The sequence below is a fragment of the Bacillus cereus group sp. BfR-BA-01331 genome (genome assembly GCF_022663915.1).
Classification (GTDB): Bacteria; Bacillota; Bacilli; order Bacillales; family Bacillaceae_G; genus Bacillus_A; species Bacillus_A mycoides.
In genome coordinates this window covers 1-22,372 of sequence record NZ_JAKUGJ010000039.1, presented here as the reverse complement: position 1 = coordinate 22,372, position 22,372 = coordinate 1, and the positions used below count along the sequence as shown (strand labels likewise).

The following is a 22,372-nucleotide window of genomic DNA, read 5'->3' as shown; positions in this document are numbered from 1 at the left end:
AGCATAATTAATTCTCATCATTTTACCATTGATTCTTATTAAACTAAACTGCCATTAAGTTATTTGGGGTATTTGCTCTTCTTTGCTTGATGGGGTCACCATATCATTTTAAGAAAATTGTACGCTAAGAAGTTTATAAAGGTGATATGTACTTAGTAAACGTTTGTAAATGTTTTTTGATAGGTTTATAAACGTTTCAAACCTTGGTTTAACAGGACTTAAAGGTATATCTTTACAAACTACAGTCACTTTTCCCATTAGTGAAAGTAATATTCCAGTTGATATTTTAGAAAACACCGAATTTCCAGTGCCAAATATTTCCTGTAATGAATTCCTAGTTACTTGTAACACATTCCCTACAATGTTATACGATTCATCTATATCTGAAGTATCTTCTATTTCTCCACCTATTGCTGTAGCACCGCCTAATGCTTGTAGCCAATTCCCTGTAATCACTAGCTCTTTTTGCGTTTTATCTTCAAAGTCTATAACGAGTCCAGTTATAACCGTTACATTACCGATTGATTGAATTTCGTTACCAATCATTTCAAGAGATATTTCGCCTTGCCCATCAGCTTCCAGAACATTCCCAGTTACCTGTAATACATTCCCCCATACGTTCAAGTCTTCTCTCAAGTCGCTACTCAACATTTTTAAGGGTGTACTCCCAATTGCAGCAATAATTGTCCCTACTGCAACAAACCAAGCGCCAACTATCTCCTTAATCGGATCATCCATTCTCAATCTACTCCGTCATTAATTTATTACTTACAGAATATGTATTTGCGTATATCCATGTTAATATCCTACTTTTCTCCCCTCTTGAATAAAACTCAATGTTTCGTTCATACTATACTTACCATCTAGAAATACATCCTTGATATTTTTAGAGCCTTGAGAGCCGAGCAGTTAGCTTTTGCTAGCTGCTCTTTTGTTTTCACAATTTAAGCAGCAGGGTTTGAATATATTAAATTCTACCTTTCTTTATAACGTGAGCTGGTCACCTACGCTATTTTTACAAAGGGCACTAATTGATAGTGCTCTTTTTACTTTTTTCTACAAAATGAAATTTTTATACTAATCTTCTTCAAGTTCCGTAACCGTTATATAATTTCTAGCATTCTTCCGACTTGCTATTCTCCTTTGATACGCTGGTCTTGTATAGAAACGAACTGTCGCAGTAAGTACGCCCATATAGTCAGCGCATTCCTGTATAGTTCCGATACATATCAATGATTCAACGTACTCCTTTACGCTCACTGTTCTACCTCCTATTTTGATCTATTTATAATTTGGAGATTCAGTTGTATTCATCGCACTTTTCATCTTCATCGACTATCTTTTGGTGTACCGATCAATACAGGTTATTATCATCGTCCGATAATGAATTGCCGCAGTTTAAACAATCTTCCTTCATGTTATATCCGTCCTTTTTATTAATTTGTTCCAAACTTTCACATTGTGGTCAAAAATTTTTTTGTACCAAATAACGTTTTTGTTAAAATTCTTTTCACCTTTTTACTGAACAAGCATATGGTTATTGTATGGGATTAGCCACTCATAAAAATAACCTTAATTATCTAAGGGCATACTTATATGTGTGCTCTTTTTTTTCTATGAAATAACGATATTATTCAACATTATTTTTTTCACTCTATACGCAAAAATACATACATTATATTAAGCTTATATATTGGGCATTGTAAGCTGTCATCTCATTAAGAGAGCATGCATTTTGTATGCTCTCTATTCATTTTCAAATAAAGATTTTATTACAAATTAAACTTATCGATATTTTGAATTACCTGATTTAAGACATTTATTACAGCACCCTTCTTGCTTGCCTCCGAATTAAAATTAAGTTTATTTACCTTAAATCCAAGAAGTTCTCCACCTTCGAGCTTCCCATTCAGCATATTTATTAAATTCTGGCTATAAAACTCATCCGTTATCTCTATACTCAAATCTATTTTTGTACCAACAGAGAATGTAAGAGACTCTGTAGACCTTTCATAACCTTCATTTTCTTTCATTAACTTTTTATGACGAACTAATTGCTCATCAAAATCTTCTGCTTTGATTACTTTTTTCATTACGATCCACCTCTTTCCACAAAATAAGGATTTTATTAAAAAACTGCACATACAATAAAATCATACATACATTAATCATGGTAAGCTTTTCGATATGAGTCCTGGTCATAGAGCGCCTTAAAAAGCGCTCTTTATTTTTATAGTGACAGGCTCAATAACTCCAAGTAACGAATACAATATAAAAAATTCACTCATGAAAATCTGATTACGATTTTTTGAATTTTTTATATCTCATGAGACATTCACCTATCTTACTAAGAGTGCATATAAAAATGCGCTCTTTTTATTTGTTGTTAAATAAGAATTTTGTTTAAATAAAAACATATTTAGTTAAAGTATTCATATACTTTTATAGGTTTTGTTATTAGCGTTATGGAGTGCTCTGGTCAAGCACTCCTATTTTCCGTTTACAAAATAACTATTTTATGAAACTTTTAAGTACCCAAATTCTCTTGCATACTCGCGCATCTTTTTCATCTCTTCATCCAACCAACCCCAATGTGTACAATACAATCCACCGTATCCGTTGTTACCGTTCGAGTTGTAATCACCATAAATGAAGTCGGTAAAATCTCTAATTAGCGCCCACATTGTTCCACCACTTGAGAAGTATCTTTTTTGCTACGTTGATATAAATCATCAAACACTTTTTGCATATCGTAATATTCTGCATGTCGTAATTTTGTACTCACCGATGTGTTAATTCCCCTTTCTTACGAAAAGTCCCATCATCTTACTCGATCCTGTGAGTTCCATCTAGTTAATTTAGTTTTCAAAGAACAAGACTAGGGACTATCCCTCCACCTTCACAAGAATGAAGCAATCTCGGTTCGTTAGAACCTTATATACATCTGTCCGCTAGTAGGCGTTGGTGACAGTTTCTTGCTTACCACGTTCCGATTGACCTAGCTATACATATATCCTTAGGTACTTGCTGTAAGCCTGTTATCTTTACATCCTCATCGTTAGCTGTTCCGAATCTCATATCATTTACTCTTACTTTTCGGTATATAACATCGTCATTGACGACATACATATTTCTTATGTATTAATAATTCAGACCCGTAATAGCGATAGGTAGCTTACTAAGTGTAAAATCCTCTAGGATTCCATTCTCTTTTCAGATTTCCCCCGCTCCACACCGTTCGTGAGACTTTCACCTCACACGGCGCTCCATCAATAAATATGTTCCTCTTTTCATTCAATCATGAATTTCTTTTTTGTTTTTGCTATTATTTTTCTTTGTGAGAATTGTTCAGGAATTTATTGTACTAATTCATCGTTTCCTACTAGTTTTCTAAGTTTGTTAAGCTTAGTCAGACTTTTTTCGTCGAGTTTCAGATAATCACACAATCTTGCAATTGTTGCGTGATTTGTTGTATGTATTAGTTTGTGGACTTCTGATTTGATTAGAATCAAGTTCTGATAACTGTCGTCTTTAGTAAGACTCCACAATTTCTTGTGGTGACAATGCATATCTAGTAGGTCTAACTTTTCGCCTGTGATCGCGCATTTCCCATTTTGGGCAACATATAGCGAAATTCGATTGTCATTGAATTCTACTGTCGCTCTTTCGTTTGTGACAGGATGATTTCTGAGCCATTGTAGTTCTGATTCAGAGACCTTCTCTAGCCTTTTATGGATTAGCGCTCGTCCCTCTACGGTGTACTTATTAACTGCGTTACGCTTCAACATTGGATTCCTATGTCTTACATCAGTTAGATGTAGGATTGGTCTTTCCATGAGATACCTCATGTATTTCTTATCCCGTTTGACATATTTGAGAATTCCTTTGTCTTTCCCTTTGTATTCACCATGCCTTGTAAATGCTTTCGACTCAGTTTGGTTGGGTTTAGCTTTTGGAAATCGGTTGTACATTTGTTTTAATAGCTCATATCCTGCTTTATTAAGGTCAAGATTGATATGCGTTGCAATTTCGTCAGTCCGTTAGGACATTCTCACCATAGATATTTTGTAGCATCCCGACCTATCCATCACCATATAATTTCTCACTTAGGTTTTTGTTCAGTCAACTTCACCTAGCTTCATACAATTTATGACTACTATCACGCCTTGCATGTAGGAGTATTAGATATGTAGTTTCAGCTCAACCTGACGGCTTTCATTCCTACTTTCAGTCAATCAGTTGTTGTTACCAAGTTGGTAACCCTCCTACTTCTGACTTATACATTTATAAGGAAACGTGTCGCGCAATTAACGCTTTTGTTTAGTTTTAAAATAAAGTCTGATTAAAGTGTAGTTTTTTCTGATTATTGAAATATTTTACCGAAAAGTGTAATTAAAATATCACAATAAAGGATTGATTATATGAAAATCTCCAGAAACCCAAAAGAAATTCATTTACCAGTAGCACCTTACGTACACCAGATCGAAGTAACTGGACCTAATAAATGGTTACTACTATCTGGACAATTAGGTATGAAGCTTGATGGAACCGTACCTGAAGATCCGGTAGAACAAATGCAATTAGCACTAGATAATGTTCAAAAAAATCTCAAATCTGCGAGCATGGATATTCAAGATTTGACAAAGTTAGTTTTTTATTTGGTTGAAGAAATTGAACCTGATAAAAGAAAGGCAATAATAAGTGATTTTCTTAATGATCATCTTCCTTGTACGACAATGATTTATGTTGTCGCACTAGCTGCTCCTGTCTTTAAAGTCGAGATTGATGCTTGGGCATGTAAAGAAATAGAATAACTAAACTTTTTAGATTACAAGTGATATCAGCATAGTGGATCTCTAGAGGCATTTCTCCCTCTCTTGTTTTGACTCTGTCACACTTGAGAGGGATAATCTTTAATCCCTTATCAATACATTCCCTTTGTCCCCCCATTAACACATCCTACAAGCTACACATTTTCCAGCTTCCTTTTCTATAAAATTCAAATTTAGTCTAACTTTACATCAACACATTTTTGACTAGCTTCTCGACTAAATCCGTCTGAGTATCTTTTTGCTAATTTAGATATATTCAGCTGTTATATCAAAGTTTGTTTAACCTATCATCTTATATTCTTAGTATAAGGATTCCCACCAAGTGAAGACTCTTCTTAATTTGAATTTATATTCATTTTATCTATATCTCCTACAAGAAATTTTTCTTCTTTGATAAGTAATAATTAAGAAAAATTATAAACAAAAAATGAGTGCTGTGAAGAAACGCACTCATTCAAAGAACTTTACCAATTCCGACGCTGATTACAATTACAATCACAGCCATGATTATGATTACGTTTACGTCGACACTCATCACAATCACAGTCTTGATTACGTCTATGATGGCATTCATCACAATCTTTACGTCTATGTTTACAAAACACTAAATCATCCCATAATCTATTACAATCTTGATTTTTTCTGAAATGAAAATTACAGCCCATAAATATAATTACCTCCTCATAACAATTGGATTCATCATATTCTATGATTAAAAGTTAAAAACAGCTTGTTTACTAGTCTATTTTTTGCAATATAGAAAAAAATCTTCTTAATTCTGAATAAGAAATACTTCACCTAATGAAGTTGACGTAATTTAAATAGCATCTCATTGTATTACAAGATAGTCCTATGCTGATTTATAGTAGATAAAAAAGTTCCTGAACAACACCTCTTTTCATAATGTATCTAATAAGAAAGAAGCTAATACTAACGGCACCAAAAGGGGGAACTATTTTGAACAGTACTAAAATTATCTGCTCATCGCTCTGGATCCAGTGCGACAGCTGGAGCTTTACATACTTTAGGAATACCTATGGAAGATTATTTATTAAAACCCTCTGCTACCAATCCCAAAGGCTATTTAGAAAATATTGATTTTGTAAATTTAAATGACCAAACTCTAAATTCAGTTGGCGCTACATGGGATAATCTACCTATAAGTGAAAACATCAAATGTATAATTGGTATATTACAATATATAGCGTTTTTTTATAAACAAAATAAACCAATATGGGGGCTAAAGGATCCTAGAATCTGTTTAACATTCCCTATATAGAAATCACTTTTAGAATGTTTGGTAGACGTTAAATATATATTTAATTGGCTTCCAATGTAGGAATCTATACTTTCTCTTGTTCATAGAGATAAAATATTTGAAGAGAAAGCTACTGGAATTTTAAGTGAATATCATAAAAACCTTGTATTTTATAGACAAAAGCTTGAACATGAAAATAAAGATATTATCGATGTTCATTTCCATTAATCACCATAAAACACAGGGACATTTGTAAAAGAAATCAATGCTAGAATGGATAGAAGTGCTTATTATAACCTTGATAAAGTTACAAGTTTTTTAGATGAAAAATTGAAGCATTACTGAGTGAATGTTTTAAGTCCATCGATATAAAATATTTCAATTCATAATAATTAAACTTAATCCACTAATAAAAATAATGATTTCTAAAAGTATTTGAAGCGGTTTTATGGGGATTTTAGTGGATAACTTACTGCCAAGTATGACCCCTGGAATAGAACCAATAAATAAATTAAATACAATTTTATTACTTGGAATTGGGCTCCTATTGAGATCTATAAGAATTAAAAGAAAAAGAGATTTAAATAGTAAGGGTAAACAAGCATTTACAATCTAAAATTCCATCTTTTTAGGGGCACTAAAACGCTTTCCTATCTTTGATTTTACATTCACGGCCCATAGGTGAAAATGAATTATACTATAAATGAAAAAGGATCACCAATTTAGCAATAATCATATGGCTTTTTAAGCTCATTCAACTACTTATATCTCTATCATTTCCCACTTTTTCTATGAATTCATCTTCTTAACTAGTTATTTATTATTCTCATCACAACATTGAAACCAAAAAGAGAAGATGTCTCTTCATCCTCTCTTTTTGGTTTATGCTTGATATAAATTCTAACTCTATTCATTATGTGCTTTACAATTTATACATGTATGATTTATTGGGAACATCAACTATTATATACATTTAAATTATATTTATGGTCTTTATTATTTGCATCCCAATTCCCCTCATAAACGGCTACCCGAAGATAGTAAACCTTATTCCCAGTTACTGTAACTGATCCCGTCTGTCCTTGTTCAACAGAGCTGAGTGCTTTACTTTTTCCTTTTTCATATAAAGATACTTTATATATTTCATTTTTAGGGCCTTTTAACTTAAAGGATACATTTTTAGCATCTTTCTTCGTAACAAATCTATATACTTTAACTGTGTCCGCTTTGTCTAGAGACTCTGAAAAATCGTCAGGAATTGTTACGTTTTCAAATCCCTCGGAATCTTCATACATTTCTTCATATGCTTTCGATGTATTCATCACCTGGAAACACTGGATACATTAGAAAAAAGATATATACAATTTGCAACCTCTACTACTAACCTTCGGTTAGCCCCAAAATACCAAGCATTATTTCCAGATTTATGTTTTCCTAACGATTAATACATTTAGAAAATTTTTCTGAAACATTTTATACAAATAAAAGTCCCTTATGTTTACAAATCATTGTATTAACTTAATGATCAAATACATTTCTTCTGTATTTCATACCAACATAAGGTGATAACATAGCAATAACACGGAATAATTATTACTATCTAATTTCATTGATATACCAACCTTTTGTTTTAAAAGACTGATGCTATCAAGAAAGAAATAAAAAAAGCCCTCAACAGATTGTTAGGGGCCGCGGCAAATACCACAATTCAGGAACATAACTTCCCAGTATAGGTGATAAACTGCTAACGTTAGCAATGTCAGTAGCTTCGTAACCTATCATGTCTTCTGGTATGCGATATGAGAAAAATAAGGTTTATATTCCAATTAAAGGATATTAAATATTGCATATTTTTTTATTTGAGTATGTTGACTTACCATACTTCCTACTTTAGCTTATTTTTCTCAACTTCGGCAAGCATGGAACGCTAGAACATTGAAAATTTTACGAATGTAACGATTTTCTGAAACCATCTTACATCTTCCATTTTCAAAGAACAATCTGGACAAGTATATGGTAGCAAACATTCCGGCTTAAGCCGATCAATATTCATCTCCCACCTATCTGCTGATGGCTGATGCTATCAAACCTTCACAGAAATTGAGTCACAACAAAATAAGTAAAAGGAATATAAGCGGTTCTGATGCAAAAACTTCCGGGAATTTGCAACGAATCTATACATCTTGGTCATACTGATTGTACTACTCTATAAGGGGTGTGTGATTAGAATGAAAAAGTAGAATGGATTTAAGTGGAAACATTATCAACCAGACATCATCCTGTTAACTGTACGTTGATACCTACGGTATAACTTAAGCTTTCGTGATTTGATGAAAGTGATGGAGGAGCGAGGGATATTTCTGGCTCCTACAACTATTATGCGATGGGTACATCAATATGAGCGGAGTTTGTTAAACGAATTCGTCGTCATCTCAAACAAACGAATCACTCATGGAGAATGGACGAAACATATAAAAAAGTAAAAGGACAATGGATGTATTTATATCGTGCCATTGATTCTGAAGGAAACACGATTAAATTTAATTTAGTAAATCTAGAAATCAAAAGGCTGCGAAGCGCTTTTTCAAGAAAACTTTGCAGTCTTTTCATGTTTCATAGCCTCGCGTCATAACAGTCGATAAAAATCCTGCTTATCCAATTACTATCGAACAGCTGAAGAAAGAAAATACGTATTATGACGCTAACGAATCAAAATCGATAAGGTTCTGCGATGCTTGTCGGCTTCGCCGAGCCTTGCTTAACATAGCAGAAAAACCTTGGCTTTTCCTAAACCCACTGGAGAAGGGTTCCCCAGTCCCCCCAATCCTTCAATCCTTGAGGGGATTCCTAGCCGGTAGGAAGGTCAAAACGTATTCGTTTTGACGCATCAAGAGGGTTTTGATGTTGTGAATTTGTAAAATAGAAAAACACTTCGGCATCGTCAAATGTAGTAAAGAGAATCCACTTTACATTGTAATCTTGTTTTACTCATCTATTTAGCAAACTACTCTCAACAAATAATTAAACAATTTTCTAATTATTTACTAGATTCCTTAAAATTCAACTGATCTCCCCTTCAAATTCATGAAATTTTTTGATAGTACTGTAATCAACACATTAACTTAATTTAAAAATGTTTTAATTTTTTATCAAGAAATTCTTTAACTATATTTAAATTGTGATCATGGGGTTGATTAATTCTAAGATTAATTTCTCTCACGAAAATCTCAGGTTTTTCTAAAATTTCTTGAAAATGAATGTCCACTATATCTTTATTTTCTTTTTCCAGATGTTCTCGATAGTATTTTAAATTCATAAGATAAACTTTTAAAATTTTTGTTGCAGTATCTAAATTCATATCATCTCTATCAACAAGTGATGCAGCACATTCTTCTATAGGTCGCGAAACAAATACATATGTAATATCAGCAATTGTTTCTAAATAGGATTTCCAAATATCTAATGTTAAAATGAGTCTAGGGTCTTTTAATCCCCATATAGGTTTTATATCTTTATTTAACAAATTTGAATTTATAGATATTTCATTTTTTTTAGAGGACATAATTTCTCGTGAAGGTGGAGTTTTCCACGTTGCATTAAATACTTGCAAAATAATGTCATTTAAGTTCACAAAACGAATGTTTTCAAAATAACCTTTTGGATTTGTAGATGAAGCTTTTAATAAATCACTCCCCATATCAACTCCTAAAAAATGCAATGTACCCGCTACTGCACTTGAACCAGAACGATGAAGAGATAATACCAAAAATAATTTACTTTTTTGAGTTTGAAAATTACTCAAATCATCATCTCCTTATTATTTTTCTTTATTTGAAAGTCTATAAATCAAAAACACTGATTATACCCTTATCAAAAAAGTCCCCCTTGCTTTTGGTCTGTTCGGCTTGGCGATATGTCCAAATCTGCCGAATTCCACAATGAAATAGCAAAAAATACTACTCGACTATTGCATTGTGGAAAGCCACTTATATAGATATAGAAAGGGAATTAGTGAAAATGTAGTAATATCAATCGTTTAAGAGTTTGGTACTTCTCGTTTCGTTTTTGAAACAATTAGTCGGAAAATTAATTTTTGAATGGTAAAATCCAGGTATGAAACAGGTTGTTTCAAAAACTATACATTATTGTATTCTGGGGGTTACATATACATATGTTTGCGGAAAAAGAAAAAGACACAGAAATTAAATACGTAGCTATAGAAATCGTTGATAATGCTACTGAAGATCTAGAAGCTAGACGAGCCTAAGAAAGCCAAAAGAACAAGCATTTTATACAAATCATTAGAGGATTAAGGACAACAGCATAATGGTTTCACAAAAAATTTTAGAAGAAGTTACTGGCAAATCAAGAACAACGATATTTAGAGCAGTTTCATGTCTAGAAGAAAACGGATTGATCGCTATTGGTAAAGTTGGAAATACAAACGTGTATATCCCAAATCCAGAAATAGCTTGGGCTACAAGCAGAGATAGAAAAAACTTTGTTAATTTCAAAGGTAACATTCTTCTTGGACTTACAGAAAACGAAGAGCTATTCAATAAATTCAACTGTGTAAAATATGCAAAAACAAATGTTTTATAGTAATAAAGTCCTAGAAATGATTCTGATGACCTTTATTCTTGTCTGTATACTAAACAAAAACTCCCTATAACTCGTCTAGGCCTGTCAAAATGAAACGCTTTCTCGTATAAAGTAATCATCAATCCTTGTGCCAATAGGGGTCTGCGGCGATTTTCGACTTTGCCAATCCATGCCTAGCGTGGCAAAACAAACCTTAGGCTTTGACTAAACCCACTGGGGAACTCTTCCCCAGACCCCCTCAATCCTTGAGGGGCTCCCTCGCCGGTTGACAAGAGCAAAGCGTGATTTGTTCAATGCCAACCGGGTTTGGGTGTAGTACGATTGGTCAATTCAAATACTCTCCTCGCTCCGCTAGATCCGTTTTGATTGACCAACACCTTTTTTTCTTATAACAAGCTTCTTGCCAGTACACCAAGTACTCCTGTTAACAATGCGCTTATGATCAATCGTAAAATCCATTTAGTATTTGCATGAATTTTTTCAGCTACTCGTATTCTTGCTTCTAAATTTTTCACATCCTGTTGTATAACTTTTAACTCTTTTTCTAGTTCCTCTAATTTTGTCATATAACACACTTCTCCTTTTGAATCACTCTTTAACCATATTATATATATAATATGATTAAAGAGTGATTATGTGAAAGAGAGAACTAAAAAATCTATTATTAAGATTTGAGTTCTCTCCAAAGATAAGAGGATTCTACCAAAACGTAATATAACTTATGCTTGTCTTTTTTAATATGCATCTAATAAAAACACATTTTCTATAAATATATTTTTCTAAGTTTTTTCTTCTATCAACTCTTATAACGATTATTTGAGTTCTGGTGCAAAAACTCCGAGGAAATTGCAACGAATCTATAAATCTTAGTCATACTAATTGTACTACTCTATAAAGGGTTTGTGATCAGTATGGAAAAGGAGAATGGATTTAAGTAGAAACATTATCAACCAGACATCATCTTGTTAACTTTACGTTAGTACCTACAGTACAACTTAAGTTTTCGTGATTTGATGGAAATTATGGAGAAACGAGGTATTTTCCTGGCTCATACAACTATTATGTGGTGGGTACATCAATATGGGCCAGAGTTTGATAAACAAATTCGAAGCCATCTCAGACAAACAAATCACTCATGGAGAGTGGACGAAACATATATAAAAGTAAAAAGACAATTTTACCTGATCTGCTATGTTTTCACTATAACTAAAATTTTATCCGTTAGCACATAAAGATACCTCGCTACTTTTTATAACTGAATTCACATCATCTTTTTCAATAACAACCGTCTTATTTCCGATTAATTAATTTATCTATTTAGATAATTCGTAATCTTGTTAGCTGTCTCTATCATACATTCTCCTCCTAATCAAATGTCCACTTTGTTCAACAAATAATAACCTCCCTTCTAATAGTACACACTATATCTAACAGAGGCGCTTTATGAAATTCCTACAATTCCTAATTATACTTTTTGCTCTTAACATACTTTTATTGCTTTGTTTATACTCATATCATGGAACTAAAAAAGAACACCTGTTTCAGTAGGTGCCCTAAATGTGATAAGGAGTTTTCAATGAGTATTGAAATAGGATACAAGCGAGTGAACCTGTCCTACACTACAATATATGCTTGTCCTTATCAAAAGGTGCATACAAAAAAGGGCACTCCTCCAGTAAGTGCTCTCTCGCAAAGAGTATCGGTAATTTGTAACCGTTATTTACATTTCATGGTACTTACAGGCCTAAAACCAATTCTAAATACAGTTAATATGGTGACCCTGGTAGAGACTTCGAGGCAAAAAGTGCAGCTCCTGTTGCAGCGAATATATTGAAAACTTGGAGTACTCTTCAAAAATAAAAGAAAGCAGATTCACATCAGTGAACCTGCTTCTTTTACCATGTTGCATCTATACTCTTTATTTTCCACATAACCAGTATGACCTTTCATTGTTTGTCTAACCCTAGAATTTATTCAGCATGGAATTGTTGTATCGCTTCATCCACGTATACCCAGCCTTTCCATCCCAAATGAATAGTGTCTTTTAAAAAGTACTTGTCATATTCATGACTAGTAAAATCTGCAACTGGAAATCCCGATTTCTCAACTTGCTCTCTAACTTTCTTATAATAAACATCACGGCGTTCTTTTGGGAACCCTGCGTAATCATACCAAGGTCCATTTACAGGAACAGAAATAAAAAGTGGTTTCACGTTCTTTTGCTTAAAAATATCTAAAATTATTTGCAAATCTTCATATTCCAGGGACTCATCATAAGATTCATTTTCCTTATATCCCTTTAGTCCCTGTAATTTCTTTTGAAATTTGTGTTTATAGTAATATGGATTTTCAATTCCAAATGTATTTGATGTAGACCCTATTTTTCCAGATTGCTCAGCATGCTTTCGTGTTTCTTCCCAAGAAAGCGAACGTAGTTCCATATTTTTCTGTTCTTTCCTAGGTTTAATGTTAAACATAGAGTTTACTAAATCTTTATGGTCAAAGATGTTTCGATTTAGATAGGCAATAGGTTTAAATACTGCCGCCTTTATCTTATGAGCTGTATCATTGTATACAATACCCTCTAATGAATTTTTTAATATATGATCTTTATGAACAATATTAAAGCCTAGTAACCGTTTTGCAATTTTCTTTTTCATTTCAGGTTCAATTTCATCATTAAAAACGAAATGATATGTCTGCTGTTTAGAAAAATTACTAGTAAAATTATCTTCTGTTACCCCCTGTTGTGTAAACCACTGTGGTGAAAGAATAAATACTACTTTCTTTCCTTCTAATTGATTCATTGTAGATGAAACGTTTAAAATATGAGCAAGACTTTGCGTTCCACCAGTCCCTATTAAAAATGGTGTAAAACCTTGAGGATTTACCTTAAAATAGTTAGATGGATGATATGCATCCATCCGGGAAAATTCAGATGAACCATACATCGGTAAAAACTTAGAGTTTTCCAACATTTTTTGTTGTAAGAAAACTCCTTGTAACTTTTCTTTTTGTAAAGAGGTCGCAGCATCTTTTACCTTTTCATTGCTAATGAGTGATACTAAATTTCTAGATGGAATGAGCAGTATAACTAAAAAGATGAAACATGCTAAAATCATTGGACCAAATTTATGCTTCATTTGTTAGCTTTCCTTCCTGCAAAAATAATAATATTACTTATACTCCAAATTCTACTAACTAGTTCCTGCATATCTATTAATAATCTTATTCCTTGTTTATGACACTTCAGCACTTTTATTCTTCTCCTTTAAATAAATAGAAAATATCCTGTTCTATTTATTATTTATATACCTCTTTTTCTCTCTTTAAAAATTTATCGTTTAACAATATCAGAGTTACATATTCTTAATTTAACTAACCTTATAAATTTGGTTTCCTTAATGAAAGAACCCTTGAAAAGGGTTCTTTTCTATAAATCTTTAAGTTCCTCTCTATTTTGCTTCTAATAAATCTAGCGTATGAGAAAGCAAACTTTTATCTCCTACCTCTCCATGTCCTGGTACAACCGATTTTATATTTCTATATCGATTCATTACATTTCCAACTGACCCTGCCCATACATCTACAAATGCATCTGCAACATTTCCTAAATCTTTCGCATCTGTTGATTTTACTAAACACCCGCCAAATAGAATTTTATATTGTGGTAACCACACTGTAATATTATCCTCTGTATGCCCTTTTCCTGGATAAAATGTTTCTACTTTTATATTTCCAAACTTCATATTTGTAATGTCCTTTAAATCCGCAATTGGTTCTTCATAACCATTTTTCTTTGCTAGTTTAGCCGTTAGAGCTGTACTATGTACCTGAATCCCTTTTTCTTTTAACGTTTTAATTCCTCCAATTCGGTCTACATGAGCATGCGTTATAATTGCATCTGTTATCGGTTTATGAAATTTCTTTTCGATCATCTCTATTAATTCTTTTGTAAGCTTGTCATCCCAAGAAGAATCAATAAGCACTATCCCCTTTGAGGTGTTTAGAATTAAGCCATTTGAAGGTACTGCTTCCCCATTAAAATAAACCATTTCTGTATGGACCCATACATGGGAATTTAACTGAGAGATTGAAATAGTACCTTCTTGATTTTTAATTATCTTTTGCTCAACTTTCTCTGCAGCTTGCGCTGGAAATGCCGCACTAGCAAATTGACTTACTCCTAATAAACTTACACATAGACCTACTTTTAACATCATTTTCTTTTTCATTTTTATCATCCCTTTCTTGACATCTTACTTCTTTAAAAAAGCTATTACGCTTAATAGACAATACATAAAATAAATATGTTCCTGTATTTACAAAAAAAGTAAGAACTTTTAAGATAAGATAGATTCTTACTAGGTGTTGGCTTGGAATAAAATTTGATTAAAAATGATTTACGAAAATCCTGAAGCATCAAAACTGAATGAATCTCGATTTATTATGTTACTCCATCATCAAAAATTAGAATCATTATTAAAAGTTATATGCTGTATAGGTATGTGAACGATTCGGGGTATGAAGAGCCATCCTTTAAATTAATTCCATGTATAAGGGTTACATAGCTAATGTTCACTATAAAACCCAACATAAGATCGATTATGTTGGGTTTTATGCAATTGTCTTTATATAATTTCATTGAAAATTAAACATTATTTATAAAATCTATCAAATTGCCTATAACAGACATTCAAATTACATTTTTTGAAGTGTGGTCCCCGAAACCTCGAATTATTCACGTACCCCTAGCAGATGACAGCACTCCCTCTTACGAGAGTAATCCTGTATCTCTTGCTTTTTGCACGGCTTCTTCCCGATTTTTGACTTCTAGCTTGTCATAAAGAGTAGAGGCATAATTTCTAACTGTGCCATTTGATAAGTAAAGTTTCGAAGCAATTGTTTTATAACGGATTCCTTGAGACAAAAGATTCAAAACCTCTAACTCGCGTTTCGTTAAGCCATACTCTTTTCCATCTGACTTCAATTCGACTGACTCTTCCTCATCATTTCCATCCCACATCTTATGGAACAAATCTTGGTCAATCATCGTGCCTCCCCGATAGATGAGGCGAATCGATTCAGCTAGTTCACGAGAATCTATGGATTTCAGCAAATAACCGTCAGCTCCATTTCGTATGATTTCCTTCGCCCTTTTGGTATCCTGAAACGTTGAAAGAATGAGGACACGAATGTCTGGCCATTTCCCCTTAATTATTTTGGTCGCACGAATCCCATTCAGATTGGACATCTCTAAATCCATTAATACTAAATCTGGTTTTAGTCTTTCACACAATTCTACAGCCTGTTCTCCATCTTCAGCCATTCCCACTACTTGCAAGCCATCCTGTCCATCCAAAATTGTATGAAGACTTTCTCGAATAAAAGAATGATCATCGACGATACACAAGCGGATTGGTTCATTGGACAATTGTACAAGTCTCGGTAACGCACATGAAATTAACGTCCCTTCTCCTTTTTTGGAGTAAACAATAACTCTCCCTTGTAACTGACTCACGCGCTCTTTCATCGCAGTTAATCCGAAGCCATCCTTCCATTCCTCTACCCCGCAGCCATTATCCTGCACATCCAATCTTATCTGTTGCGGTTCAAAATGAAGTGACACAATGATTTCGGTGGAGTGTCCATGGCGAACCGCATTTGTTAATGATTCCTGTAAGCTCCGGTACATTGTCAGTTTTGATTGCTTGGAGACCGTATACTCTTCTCCTATTATTCGAGTACGTACATTTACTTTTGCATGCTTCTCAAATTCCTCTGTCAATTGTTGTAATGTGAGAGTTAAGGCAAGCGATTCTTGTGGTAAGTCCATCTGATGTAGATACATTCTTACTTCTTCCATACTGTTACGGGCCAATTGTAATAATGAGTCGAGCTTTTGCTCTCCTTCTTTAGTCTTTAATTCCGTACGTAATGTTTCCATCCCCATAATAATTGAGGTATAAGAATGCCCCATCGTATCATGTAAATCTTTTGAGATCCTGTCACGTTCCTCCAGTAAAGTAATCCGCTCAACTTGAGATACGTACTGTTCCAATACATGCTTTTGGTTCCGAATCGTTTCACTTTGACGGTAATTGACAACTAGTAAACGAAAGGAAGAACCCACAGCAAAAGCCAGACCGATTTGTAGAATAATCCCCCATACATCTATTCCATGGGAAAATATTGCAATGAGCAACGGAAATAAAACAATTGTGATAGAAGCCGACCAACGGTATGATTTATGAGCACTATTTGCCGCAATCATAAAAGTCGGCATTAAAAAAGCAAGGTACGCTGACGGAAATAATAAAGTTAAGTAGAAGCATACTCCGCCAAATAAAATTATCTCAGTAAATAGATAATAGCGATAACTGAACATTAAACAAATCCATGGTATTGAAAATGAAGTGACTTCCCAAAGGATAATGACCCAAAGCGGTATAGTCAAATGGTCTCGGTGTTGGATAGTCGTTACCATCAATGATAGCCAAATGATAAAACGTATACAAAGTAATACCCAATCATACCAGAGCCATAGTTTCAAGGTCTTAAACAAATTATCACCCCTTAATAGCTTTGAACATGGAACGCGTGTACATTCCAATTGTTCGAACTAAGCTGTTTCCAATACAAATACATATCCAGATGAGAATACACCCAACAATCATGACAAAAATAGCCTTCTGCCATGAATTCACAACAATTCCCAATAAGTATATATCAAAATATTGAAAAAGCAATGGTGTTAAGGTAAATGCAAACGGAGCTACGTACAATATAACGGCACATATAAGGCTAATCACTCCAACAAAAGATTTTTGCATGAGCCAAAAAATAGCTCTCCAATTGCTACTATTAAGAATTGCCTCTCTCGCTTTAATCCATTTATCCCCTTCATTTTTTGTCATTGGCAAGATTGGCTCCTCTATCGATATACCCGTATAAACTTTCGTCTGAATGCGTTCATACTGGACAAACGTGTGAGTTGTTTGCAGCACCCATGCCAACAAAGGAATACCTATGAAGATAACCGTCAGCACCAATGCAAATGTCATACTGACCAAATAAAAGAAAAAGTAAAATAATCCAGATCCAAAGGTAAACAACAAAAAGTAGAAATCTTGCAAGCTTTTTTGAACAGATTCTTTTGTCATTAGATTCTCTCCTCCATTTTCTTTTTTTTGCTAATACCCTATGAGTCGCCCTTCGATTCTAACTTTTCATCTGTCACACACAGTAGTGTCAAAATGTCATAACTTGTAGATCGTGGGTATAAAACTAGTCGTACTCCGCTCTATTTTTTATGTCATGCATGAATATGACGAAAGATCACTAGTTACTATGACTTGCTACTCGCTACACTCGGTTCATACACTAACGAGCTGACAACTCGTTGTGCAAACAAGAAATCTTCAATCTCATAAAGGAGTGTACAAAAATGAAAAAAGCAATCAATAAACTGGGGCTCGTCGCAATTCTGCTCACTTCTACAAGCATGATTTCTGCATGTTCCCAACAAACATTAGAAGTTGGAAAATCAAAGTCATCGCCACTTGCAACCAATATCAAAATGACGAAAGCACCTAATAACAAAAAAGAAGTAGAATCTTTTGCTGATCCGTTATTCGAAGAAAAAATGAAGAAGTACAATGTGAACGGTTCAAGTTTTGTCGTCGTTCATGATGGAAAGGTCGTCGTCAATAAAGGGTATGGTTATGCAGATAAAGAAAAGAAGATTCCCGTCAATAAGGATACGGTCTTTCAAATCGCTTCAGTCTCGAAAACTTTTACCGCCTTGGCCGTGATGCAACAAGTTGATAAAGGAAAGCTTAAACTAGATCAAGATGTGCAACAATATCTCGGTGGATTGAAAATCCCCAATAAAACAGGAAAACCCCTCACCCTGTTTGATATGTTGACCTATACCAGCGGCGTAGACCTGCCCGATATCACCACGCTAATCGGGCCTGAATATGTAAATCAAAATATATCTATTAGGGAATTTCTACCTAAACATATGCCGACAGTGGTACGGCCGCCCGGTGAAGCTTATACGTATGACAACTTTGCATTTTTACTCGCAGGATTTGCAGTGGAGAATGTTACAGGTACATCTTTCTCACGATATATGGAAAAGAATATTTTCAAACCATTAGGCATGAAGTCTACAAGTGTGCGCTTTACGCCTGACCTTCTCAAAAGAATGGCTACACATTACGGTCCCACTGGCGATCCTCATCCAATAAATGGGCACGCTCCAACTGATGGACCACAAGGAAGCATTTTGTCCACCGGGGAAGACATGTCAAAGTACATGATTATGCAGCTACAGAATGGAAAGTTTGAAGGTAAAGAAATCGCAAGTAAAAAAAGCATGGATATGATGCATGCCTACCAAGTTTTCGCAGATAAGACGATTCCCATTGCGACAGTTGGATTTGAAACATATTTCAATGACCTTGCCAACGGTCAACATGTCGTATTAAAGGGCGGGAATATGCCAGGACATTCTTCATTGATGGTTTTGATACCTGAACAAAAAACCGCATTCTTCATGTCTTACAATAATGATTCTATGATGAGTCGAGAAGTGTATGAAGCGTTTATGGACCATTATTTCCCTGCTCCCAAGGCGGAGAAAACAGTATATCTCTCGTTAGAGGAAAAAGAAGCCCAAAAATACTTGGGCCTGTACCAAAACACACGTGCGTTTGCGATTCGTACCCACTTTGCCTATGAGAATGGAACGTTGGTCATGGAAGATGAAACAGCTGGCAAACAAGTCCTTAAAATGATTCACCCTTTGTTGTTCGAGGATCCAGAAGGAAATAAGATTGCTTTCCAAAAAAATGTGGCCGGAGAAATCGCATATTTTTATTACACCAGTCCTAAAGGCCTAGGCATTGTTGCTCAATCTCAGAAAATCAATATCAAACCACCTTTTGCAGACGTCCCGCAAAAGAGTAACTATAGAAGCCATATCGACAATCTTCATGCTTTAAACATCATGGATGCTAAAGCGGATAATCTATTCGATCCGATGGGCACGATGACACAAGGAGAATTTACGGATGCCTTGTTGTTGGCACATGGATGGAGCATTTTCCCGGGTCAAGCCGAAGGGATTAAGAAGCAATTTATAGCAGGCATACCAGGATATGACCGTGCGACTCCGATTAGCAGACAAGTTGCAGCAACCATGATTCAAAACTTGAAGCAGATTCAACCTGACCAAGCCAATCATGTGAAATTGCTCGACACTGCGGATGCCTGGGCGGTCCAGTCCATTCAATCCCTTGCCTCACAAGGCATCATAGACCCTGATACTACCATCAACGCTGACGGATCTTTTACCTTCCGTCCGAAGGATCTGTTACTGCGTCAAGAAGCGAGCGCCTTGCTCGATTTGGCTTTTGGCTATTATGCACTGCCTATTAAACAGAAGTAAGCATTCATCCAAACATGAATCATGGAAAATGTTTAGGGGGAGTATCCCATCAGCATAAAGATAAAGTAAAATTGTATCCATAAAACGAAAAAATAGGCTGTTCTTTCTGTAGAATTATAGGAAAGAATGGCGTTTTTTGTCTGCCTATTTCAGTGTCTGATGAGATACAAGGGAGCCGTACCAGTGTTCTTACAACCGGGGGCAAAATAGCATTTCCTATAGGAGAGATGCTACTTTGCTTCTTCATATTCCTTCATTATTTTATAAAATGTGTTTTTCTTTAATTCTAACATTGTTATAAACATAATAGCTGTTATTTCTCCGTTCTTCCATTTTGAATGAGTTTCTTCTATTATATTTATTTGTTGTTTGCTTAAGGTCAAAAGGTTCACTTGAGGACGTCCTAAATGCTTTCCTTGAGATTTAGCTACAGCAATACCTTCCGCTTGTCGCTGATGAATCTTTTTACGCTCTTGATCGGCAACATAGGAAAGCAAAGATAAAAACTGATCTTCCATTAACCGTCCCATGTCACCCATCTCTCGAAACTTTCGACTATCAAACAATGTTTCATTTTCTAAAACAACAATATCCGCTTGTAATTCTCTTGTTATGTACTTCCACTCTGAAATTACTTCATCATAATTACGACCCATACGATCTAAAGCATCTATGTAAACAATATCACTTGTACTCAATATTTTTCGTAATAATTGATATTGAGGACGATCAAAATGTCGTCCACTTGCTTTATCGACAAAAATGGGGTACAGCCGAGAAACGTGTAAAAATAGGTCATAGCCTTACTTTTATTTCCAACTATGACCTATTGAGCTTATAGAGGAATCGTTTCTTCTATTGTTGGGGTATTTTTTGCAAATCAATTATATAATCCCCGAATCGTTTTATATGTCTAGTTATGTAAGGACTTAGCCTTTCTAAATCTTGGCGTGAAAAGCGATAACCTTCTTTTTTTAGTTGCCATAAAATTAGAGTGATATCTACTACATTTTGAAAAATTACAGAATTGGTGATTAAGTCATTGTATTTTATACGTTTTTCCTGTTCGATTGGATCGTTTTCCGTAATAATACCATCGCCACCAAAAAACAACCATTTCGAAAAACCTCACATATCATAAATAGTGAGGTTTTTAGTATAGAGTTTATTTAAGACTTAGGTTTAAAATAGGATATGGACGACCACTAGCGTCAAATCCTGATTGATTTGCAACGTAAAAACCGTTCTTCATATAAAATTTAACAGCCTGCTCATTATCTTTATTAACATCAACAGTTGTAACGTTAAAGTCATTTATTAAAGAAGTAATAATAGAGCTTCCAAAGCCTTTACCTATTTTATTCGGGTGTAGGAATAACATTTCTAGATGTTGACCCTGTATACCAGAAAAACCAACTGTTTCATCCCCTTCACACCATAACTGAATATCAAGGTGGGGAAAATATGAAGGAATTTCTTTTTTTATGCATTCCCTGTCTTTCTCTTTTAAGAAACTGTGAGTGGCTAATACAGATTCTTCCCATATATTCACAATCTCTTTATAGTCATTTTGATTCGCTTTTCTTGAAAACATTAATATCAGTCCTTTTATAGTTTTATTCTTTTAATACCAACTCCTTTCTTTAGATTATTTATAATTTTTCTAGTCATAAGCCATCTGTTTATATTGCTGTTCATAACTAATCCCTCCCTAATGACAATTATATATGCGAAGAAAACAGTCTTTGATATATTAGATGTCGTTTACAATTGTACCATTTCTGATAATCAAGTGGATTAATTCAAAAAAGGAAACCCGTTAGGGTTTATTTCGTATGCAAATCTTTAAAGCACCAACATATAGACTTTCGAAAAAAAGAAACAATCTCGCTTATCATTGACGTCACATGAGCTTAGCTTGATAGCAATGGGGTAGCACCACACATCCATCAACTTAAGGATTTAGACTATTCTTGAAGTTAAAAGCACGTTACTATTCTCTTATGTTAATGAGAAAGGGTGACGTGCTTTTTATGAATATGCATCAAAAACAAGAGTTGTCTTTATTTGCCGAAGAGTTATATCGCTATATGTCTCCCGCTACACTGAATCAATTAGCTATAGAAGCAGGCGGAATGAAACGAAAACGTAAGTGCCATGGGCACCATTTTTTATCTTTGTGTGTATGGTTAAATCAACAAATCGCTACAACCTCTCTTACTC

16 protein-coding genes and 9 pseudogenes are annotated in these 22,372 nt (G+C 34.4%); 8 read left to right on the top strand and 17 right to left on the bottom strand.

Annotated elements, in window-relative coordinates:
* Positions 1 to 108 precede the first annotated feature (108 nt).
* The 4 genes and pseudogenes from MR155_RS28870 to MR155_RS28855 form a co-directional block, all read right to left on the bottom strand.
* Positions 109 to 738 carry a DUF6944 family repetitive protein gene (locus MR155_RS28870; RefSeq protein WP_242311838.1) on the bottom strand — a complete coding sequence of 210 codons (630 nt, stop codon included), beginning with the start codon at positions 736 to 738 and terminating at the stop codon, positions 109 to 111.
* Between the two features lie 339 nt (positions 739 to 1,077).
* A complete protein-coding gene (locus MR155_RS28865) occupies positions 1,078 to 1,260 on the bottom strand; it encodes a hypothetical protein (RefSeq protein WP_242311837.1) in 183 nt (60 codons plus the stop codon).
* Positions 1,261 to 1,772: 512 nt separating this feature from the next.
* Positions 1,773 to 2,093 carry a hypothetical protein gene (locus tag MR155_RS28860; RefSeq protein ID WP_242311836.1) on the bottom strand — a complete coding sequence of 107 codons (321 nt, stop codon included), beginning with the start codon at positions 2,091 to 2,093 and terminating at the stop codon, positions 1,773 to 1,775.
* 423 nt (positions 2,094 to 2,516) lie between these two features.
* Positions 2,517 to 2,714 (bottom strand): annotated as a pseudogene (locus MR155_RS28855) (hypothetical protein); the annotation flags it as partial.
* Positions 2,715 to 4,421: 1,707 nt separating this feature from the next.
* Between MR155_RS28855 and MR155_RS28850 the strand changes: the two are divergent.
* Positions 4,422 to 4,814: a RidA family protein gene (locus tag MR155_RS28850; protein ID WP_242311835.1), complete on the top strand. Its 393-nt coding sequence runs from the start codon at positions 4,422 to 4,424 to the stop codon at positions 4,812 to 4,814.
* Between the two features lie 191 nt (positions 4,815 to 5,005).
* Here MR155_RS28850 and MR155_RS28845 read toward each other — a convergent pair.
* Together MR155_RS28845 and MR155_RS28840 are read right to left on the bottom strand one after the other, a co-directional pair.
* Positions 5,006 to 5,095 (bottom strand): annotated as a pseudogene (locus tag MR155_RS28845) (nucleoside triphosphate pyrophosphohydrolase family protein); the annotation flags it as partial.
* A 201-nt stretch (positions 5,096 to 5,296) separates the two neighbouring features.
* Entirely contained in the window at positions 5,297 to 5,497 is a 201-nt protein-coding gene (locus MR155_RS28840; RefSeq protein ID WP_242311834.1) for a hypothetical protein, read from the bottom strand.
* A gap of 371 nt (positions 5,498 to 5,868) precedes the next feature.
* Here MR155_RS28840 and MR155_RS28835 point away from each other — a divergent pair, with 371 nt between their 5' ends.
* Positions 5,869 to 6,111 carry a hypothetical protein gene (locus MR155_RS28835; protein WP_242311833.1) on the top strand — a complete coding sequence of 81 codons (243 nt, stop codon included), beginning with the start codon at positions 5,869 to 5,871 and terminating at the stop codon, positions 6,109 to 6,111.
* A gap of 357 nt (positions 6,112 to 6,468) precedes the next feature.
* Here MR155_RS28835 and MR155_RS28830 read toward each other — a convergent pair.
* Together MR155_RS28830 and MR155_RS28825 are read right to left on the bottom strand one after the other, a co-directional pair.
* A pseudogene (locus MR155_RS28830) lies at positions 6,469 to 6,600 on the bottom strand (sulfite exporter TauE/SafE family protein); the annotation flags it as partial.
* A 446-nt stretch (positions 6,601 to 7,046) separates the two neighbouring features.
* Entirely contained in the window at positions 7,047 to 7,412 is a 366-nt protein-coding gene (locus MR155_RS28825) for a hypothetical protein (protein WP_242311832.1), read from the bottom strand.
* Here MR155_RS28825 and MR155_RS28820 point away from each other — a divergent pair.
* Positions 7,410 to 7,535: pseudogene (locus MR155_RS28820) on the top strand (glycosyltransferase family 2 protein); the annotation flags it as partial. The gene MR155_RS28825 and the pseudogene MR155_RS28820 overlap by 3 nt on opposite strands.
* Positions 7,536 to 8,363: 828 nt before the next feature.
* Positions 8,364 to 8,775 (top strand): annotated as a pseudogene (locus MR155_RS28815) (IS6 family transposase); the annotation flags it as partial.
* Positions 8,776 to 9,217: 442 nt separating this feature from the next.
* Here the strand turns inward: MR155_RS28815 and MR155_RS28810 are convergent.
* A complete protein-coding gene (locus tag MR155_RS28810; RefSeq protein ID WP_242311830.1) occupies positions 9,218 to 9,892 on the bottom strand; it encodes a sulfotransferase family protein in 675 nt (224 codons plus the stop codon).
* A 524-nt stretch (positions 9,893 to 10,416) separates the two neighbouring features.
* On the opposite strand from MR155_RS28810, the gene MR155_RS28805 reads away from it, so the two are divergent.
* Complete coding sequence (locus tag MR155_RS28805; RefSeq protein ID WP_242311828.1) at positions 10,417 to 10,692, top strand: helix-turn-helix transcriptional regulator; 276 nt, start codon at positions 10,417 to 10,419, stop codon at positions 10,690 to 10,692.
* 386 nt (positions 10,693 to 11,078) lie between these two features.
* Here MR155_RS28805 and MR155_RS28800 read toward each other — a convergent pair whose 3' ends face one another.
* Complete coding sequence (locus MR155_RS28800; protein ID WP_242311826.1) at positions 11,079 to 11,258, bottom strand: hypothetical protein; 180 nt, start codon at positions 11,256 to 11,258, stop codon at positions 11,079 to 11,081.
* 390 nt (positions 11,259 to 11,648) lie between these two features.
* Here MR155_RS28800 and MR155_RS28795 point away from each other — a divergent pair.
* Positions 11,649 to 11,870: pseudogene (locus MR155_RS28795) on the top strand (IS6 family transposase); the annotation flags it as partial.
* Between the two features lie 792 nt (positions 11,871 to 12,662).
* Here the strand turns inward: MR155_RS28795 and dltD are convergent.
* The 4 genes from dltD to MR155_RS28775 form a co-directional block, all read right to left on the bottom strand.
* Positions 12,663 to 13,835 carry a D-alanyl-lipoteichoic acid biosynthesis protein DltD gene (dltD, locus tag MR155_RS28790; protein WP_242311824.1) on the bottom strand — a complete coding sequence of 391 codons (1,173 nt, stop codon included), beginning with the start codon at positions 13,833 to 13,835 and terminating at the stop codon, positions 12,663 to 12,665.
* 312 nt (positions 13,836 to 14,147) lie between these two features.
* Entirely contained in the window at positions 14,148 to 14,927 is a 780-nt protein-coding gene (gene bla, locus MR155_RS28785) for a subclass B1 metallo-beta-lactamase (protein WP_242311822.1), read from the bottom strand.
* A 539-nt stretch (positions 14,928 to 15,466) separates the two neighbouring features.
* Positions 15,467 to 17,257, bottom strand: a complete 1,791-nt coding sequence (locus MR155_RS28780) for a helix-turn-helix transcriptional regulator (RefSeq protein WP_242311820.1) — start codon at positions 17,255 to 17,257, stop codon at positions 15,467 to 15,469.
* 4 nt (positions 17,258 to 17,261) lie between these two features.
* Positions 17,262 to 17,855 carry a sensor domain-containing protein gene (locus MR155_RS28775; protein WP_242311818.1) on the bottom strand — a complete coding sequence of 198 codons (594 nt, stop codon included), beginning with the start codon at positions 17,853 to 17,855 and terminating at the stop codon, positions 17,262 to 17,264.
* A 284-nt stretch (positions 17,856 to 18,139) separates the two neighbouring features.
* Between MR155_RS28775 and MR155_RS28770 the strand changes: the two genes are divergently transcribed.
* The gene (locus MR155_RS28770; RefSeq protein ID WP_242311817.1) at positions 18,140 to 20,149 is read left to right on the top strand and encodes a serine hydrolase domain-containing protein; all 2,010 of its coding nucleotides are present in this window, start codon (positions 18,140 to 18,142) and stop codon (positions 20,147 to 20,149) included.
* Positions 20,150 to 20,379: 230 nt separating this feature from the next.
* Here MR155_RS28770 and MR155_RS28765 read toward each other — a convergent pair.
* The 3 genes and pseudogenes from MR155_RS28765 to MR155_RS28755 all read right to left on the bottom strand — a co-directional run.
* Positions 20,380 to 20,913 (bottom strand): annotated as a pseudogene (locus MR155_RS28765) (recombinase family protein); the annotation flags it as partial.
* A gap of 71 nt (positions 20,914 to 20,984) precedes the next feature.
* Positions 20,985 to 21,277 (bottom strand): annotated as a pseudogene (locus MR155_RS28760) (Tn3 family transposase); the annotation flags it as partial.
* Between the two features lie 37 nt (positions 21,278 to 21,314).
* Positions 21,315 to 21,743 carry a GNAT family N-acetyltransferase gene (locus MR155_RS28755; protein WP_242311815.1) on the bottom strand — a complete coding sequence of 143 codons (429 nt, stop codon included), beginning with the start codon at positions 21,741 to 21,743 and terminating at the stop codon, positions 21,315 to 21,317.
* A 439-nt stretch (positions 21,744 to 22,182) separates the two neighbouring features.
* Here MR155_RS28755 and MR155_RS28750 point away from each other — a divergent pair.
* Positions 22,183 to 22,372, top strand: a pseudogene (locus MR155_RS28750) (IS4 family transposase); the annotation flags it as partial.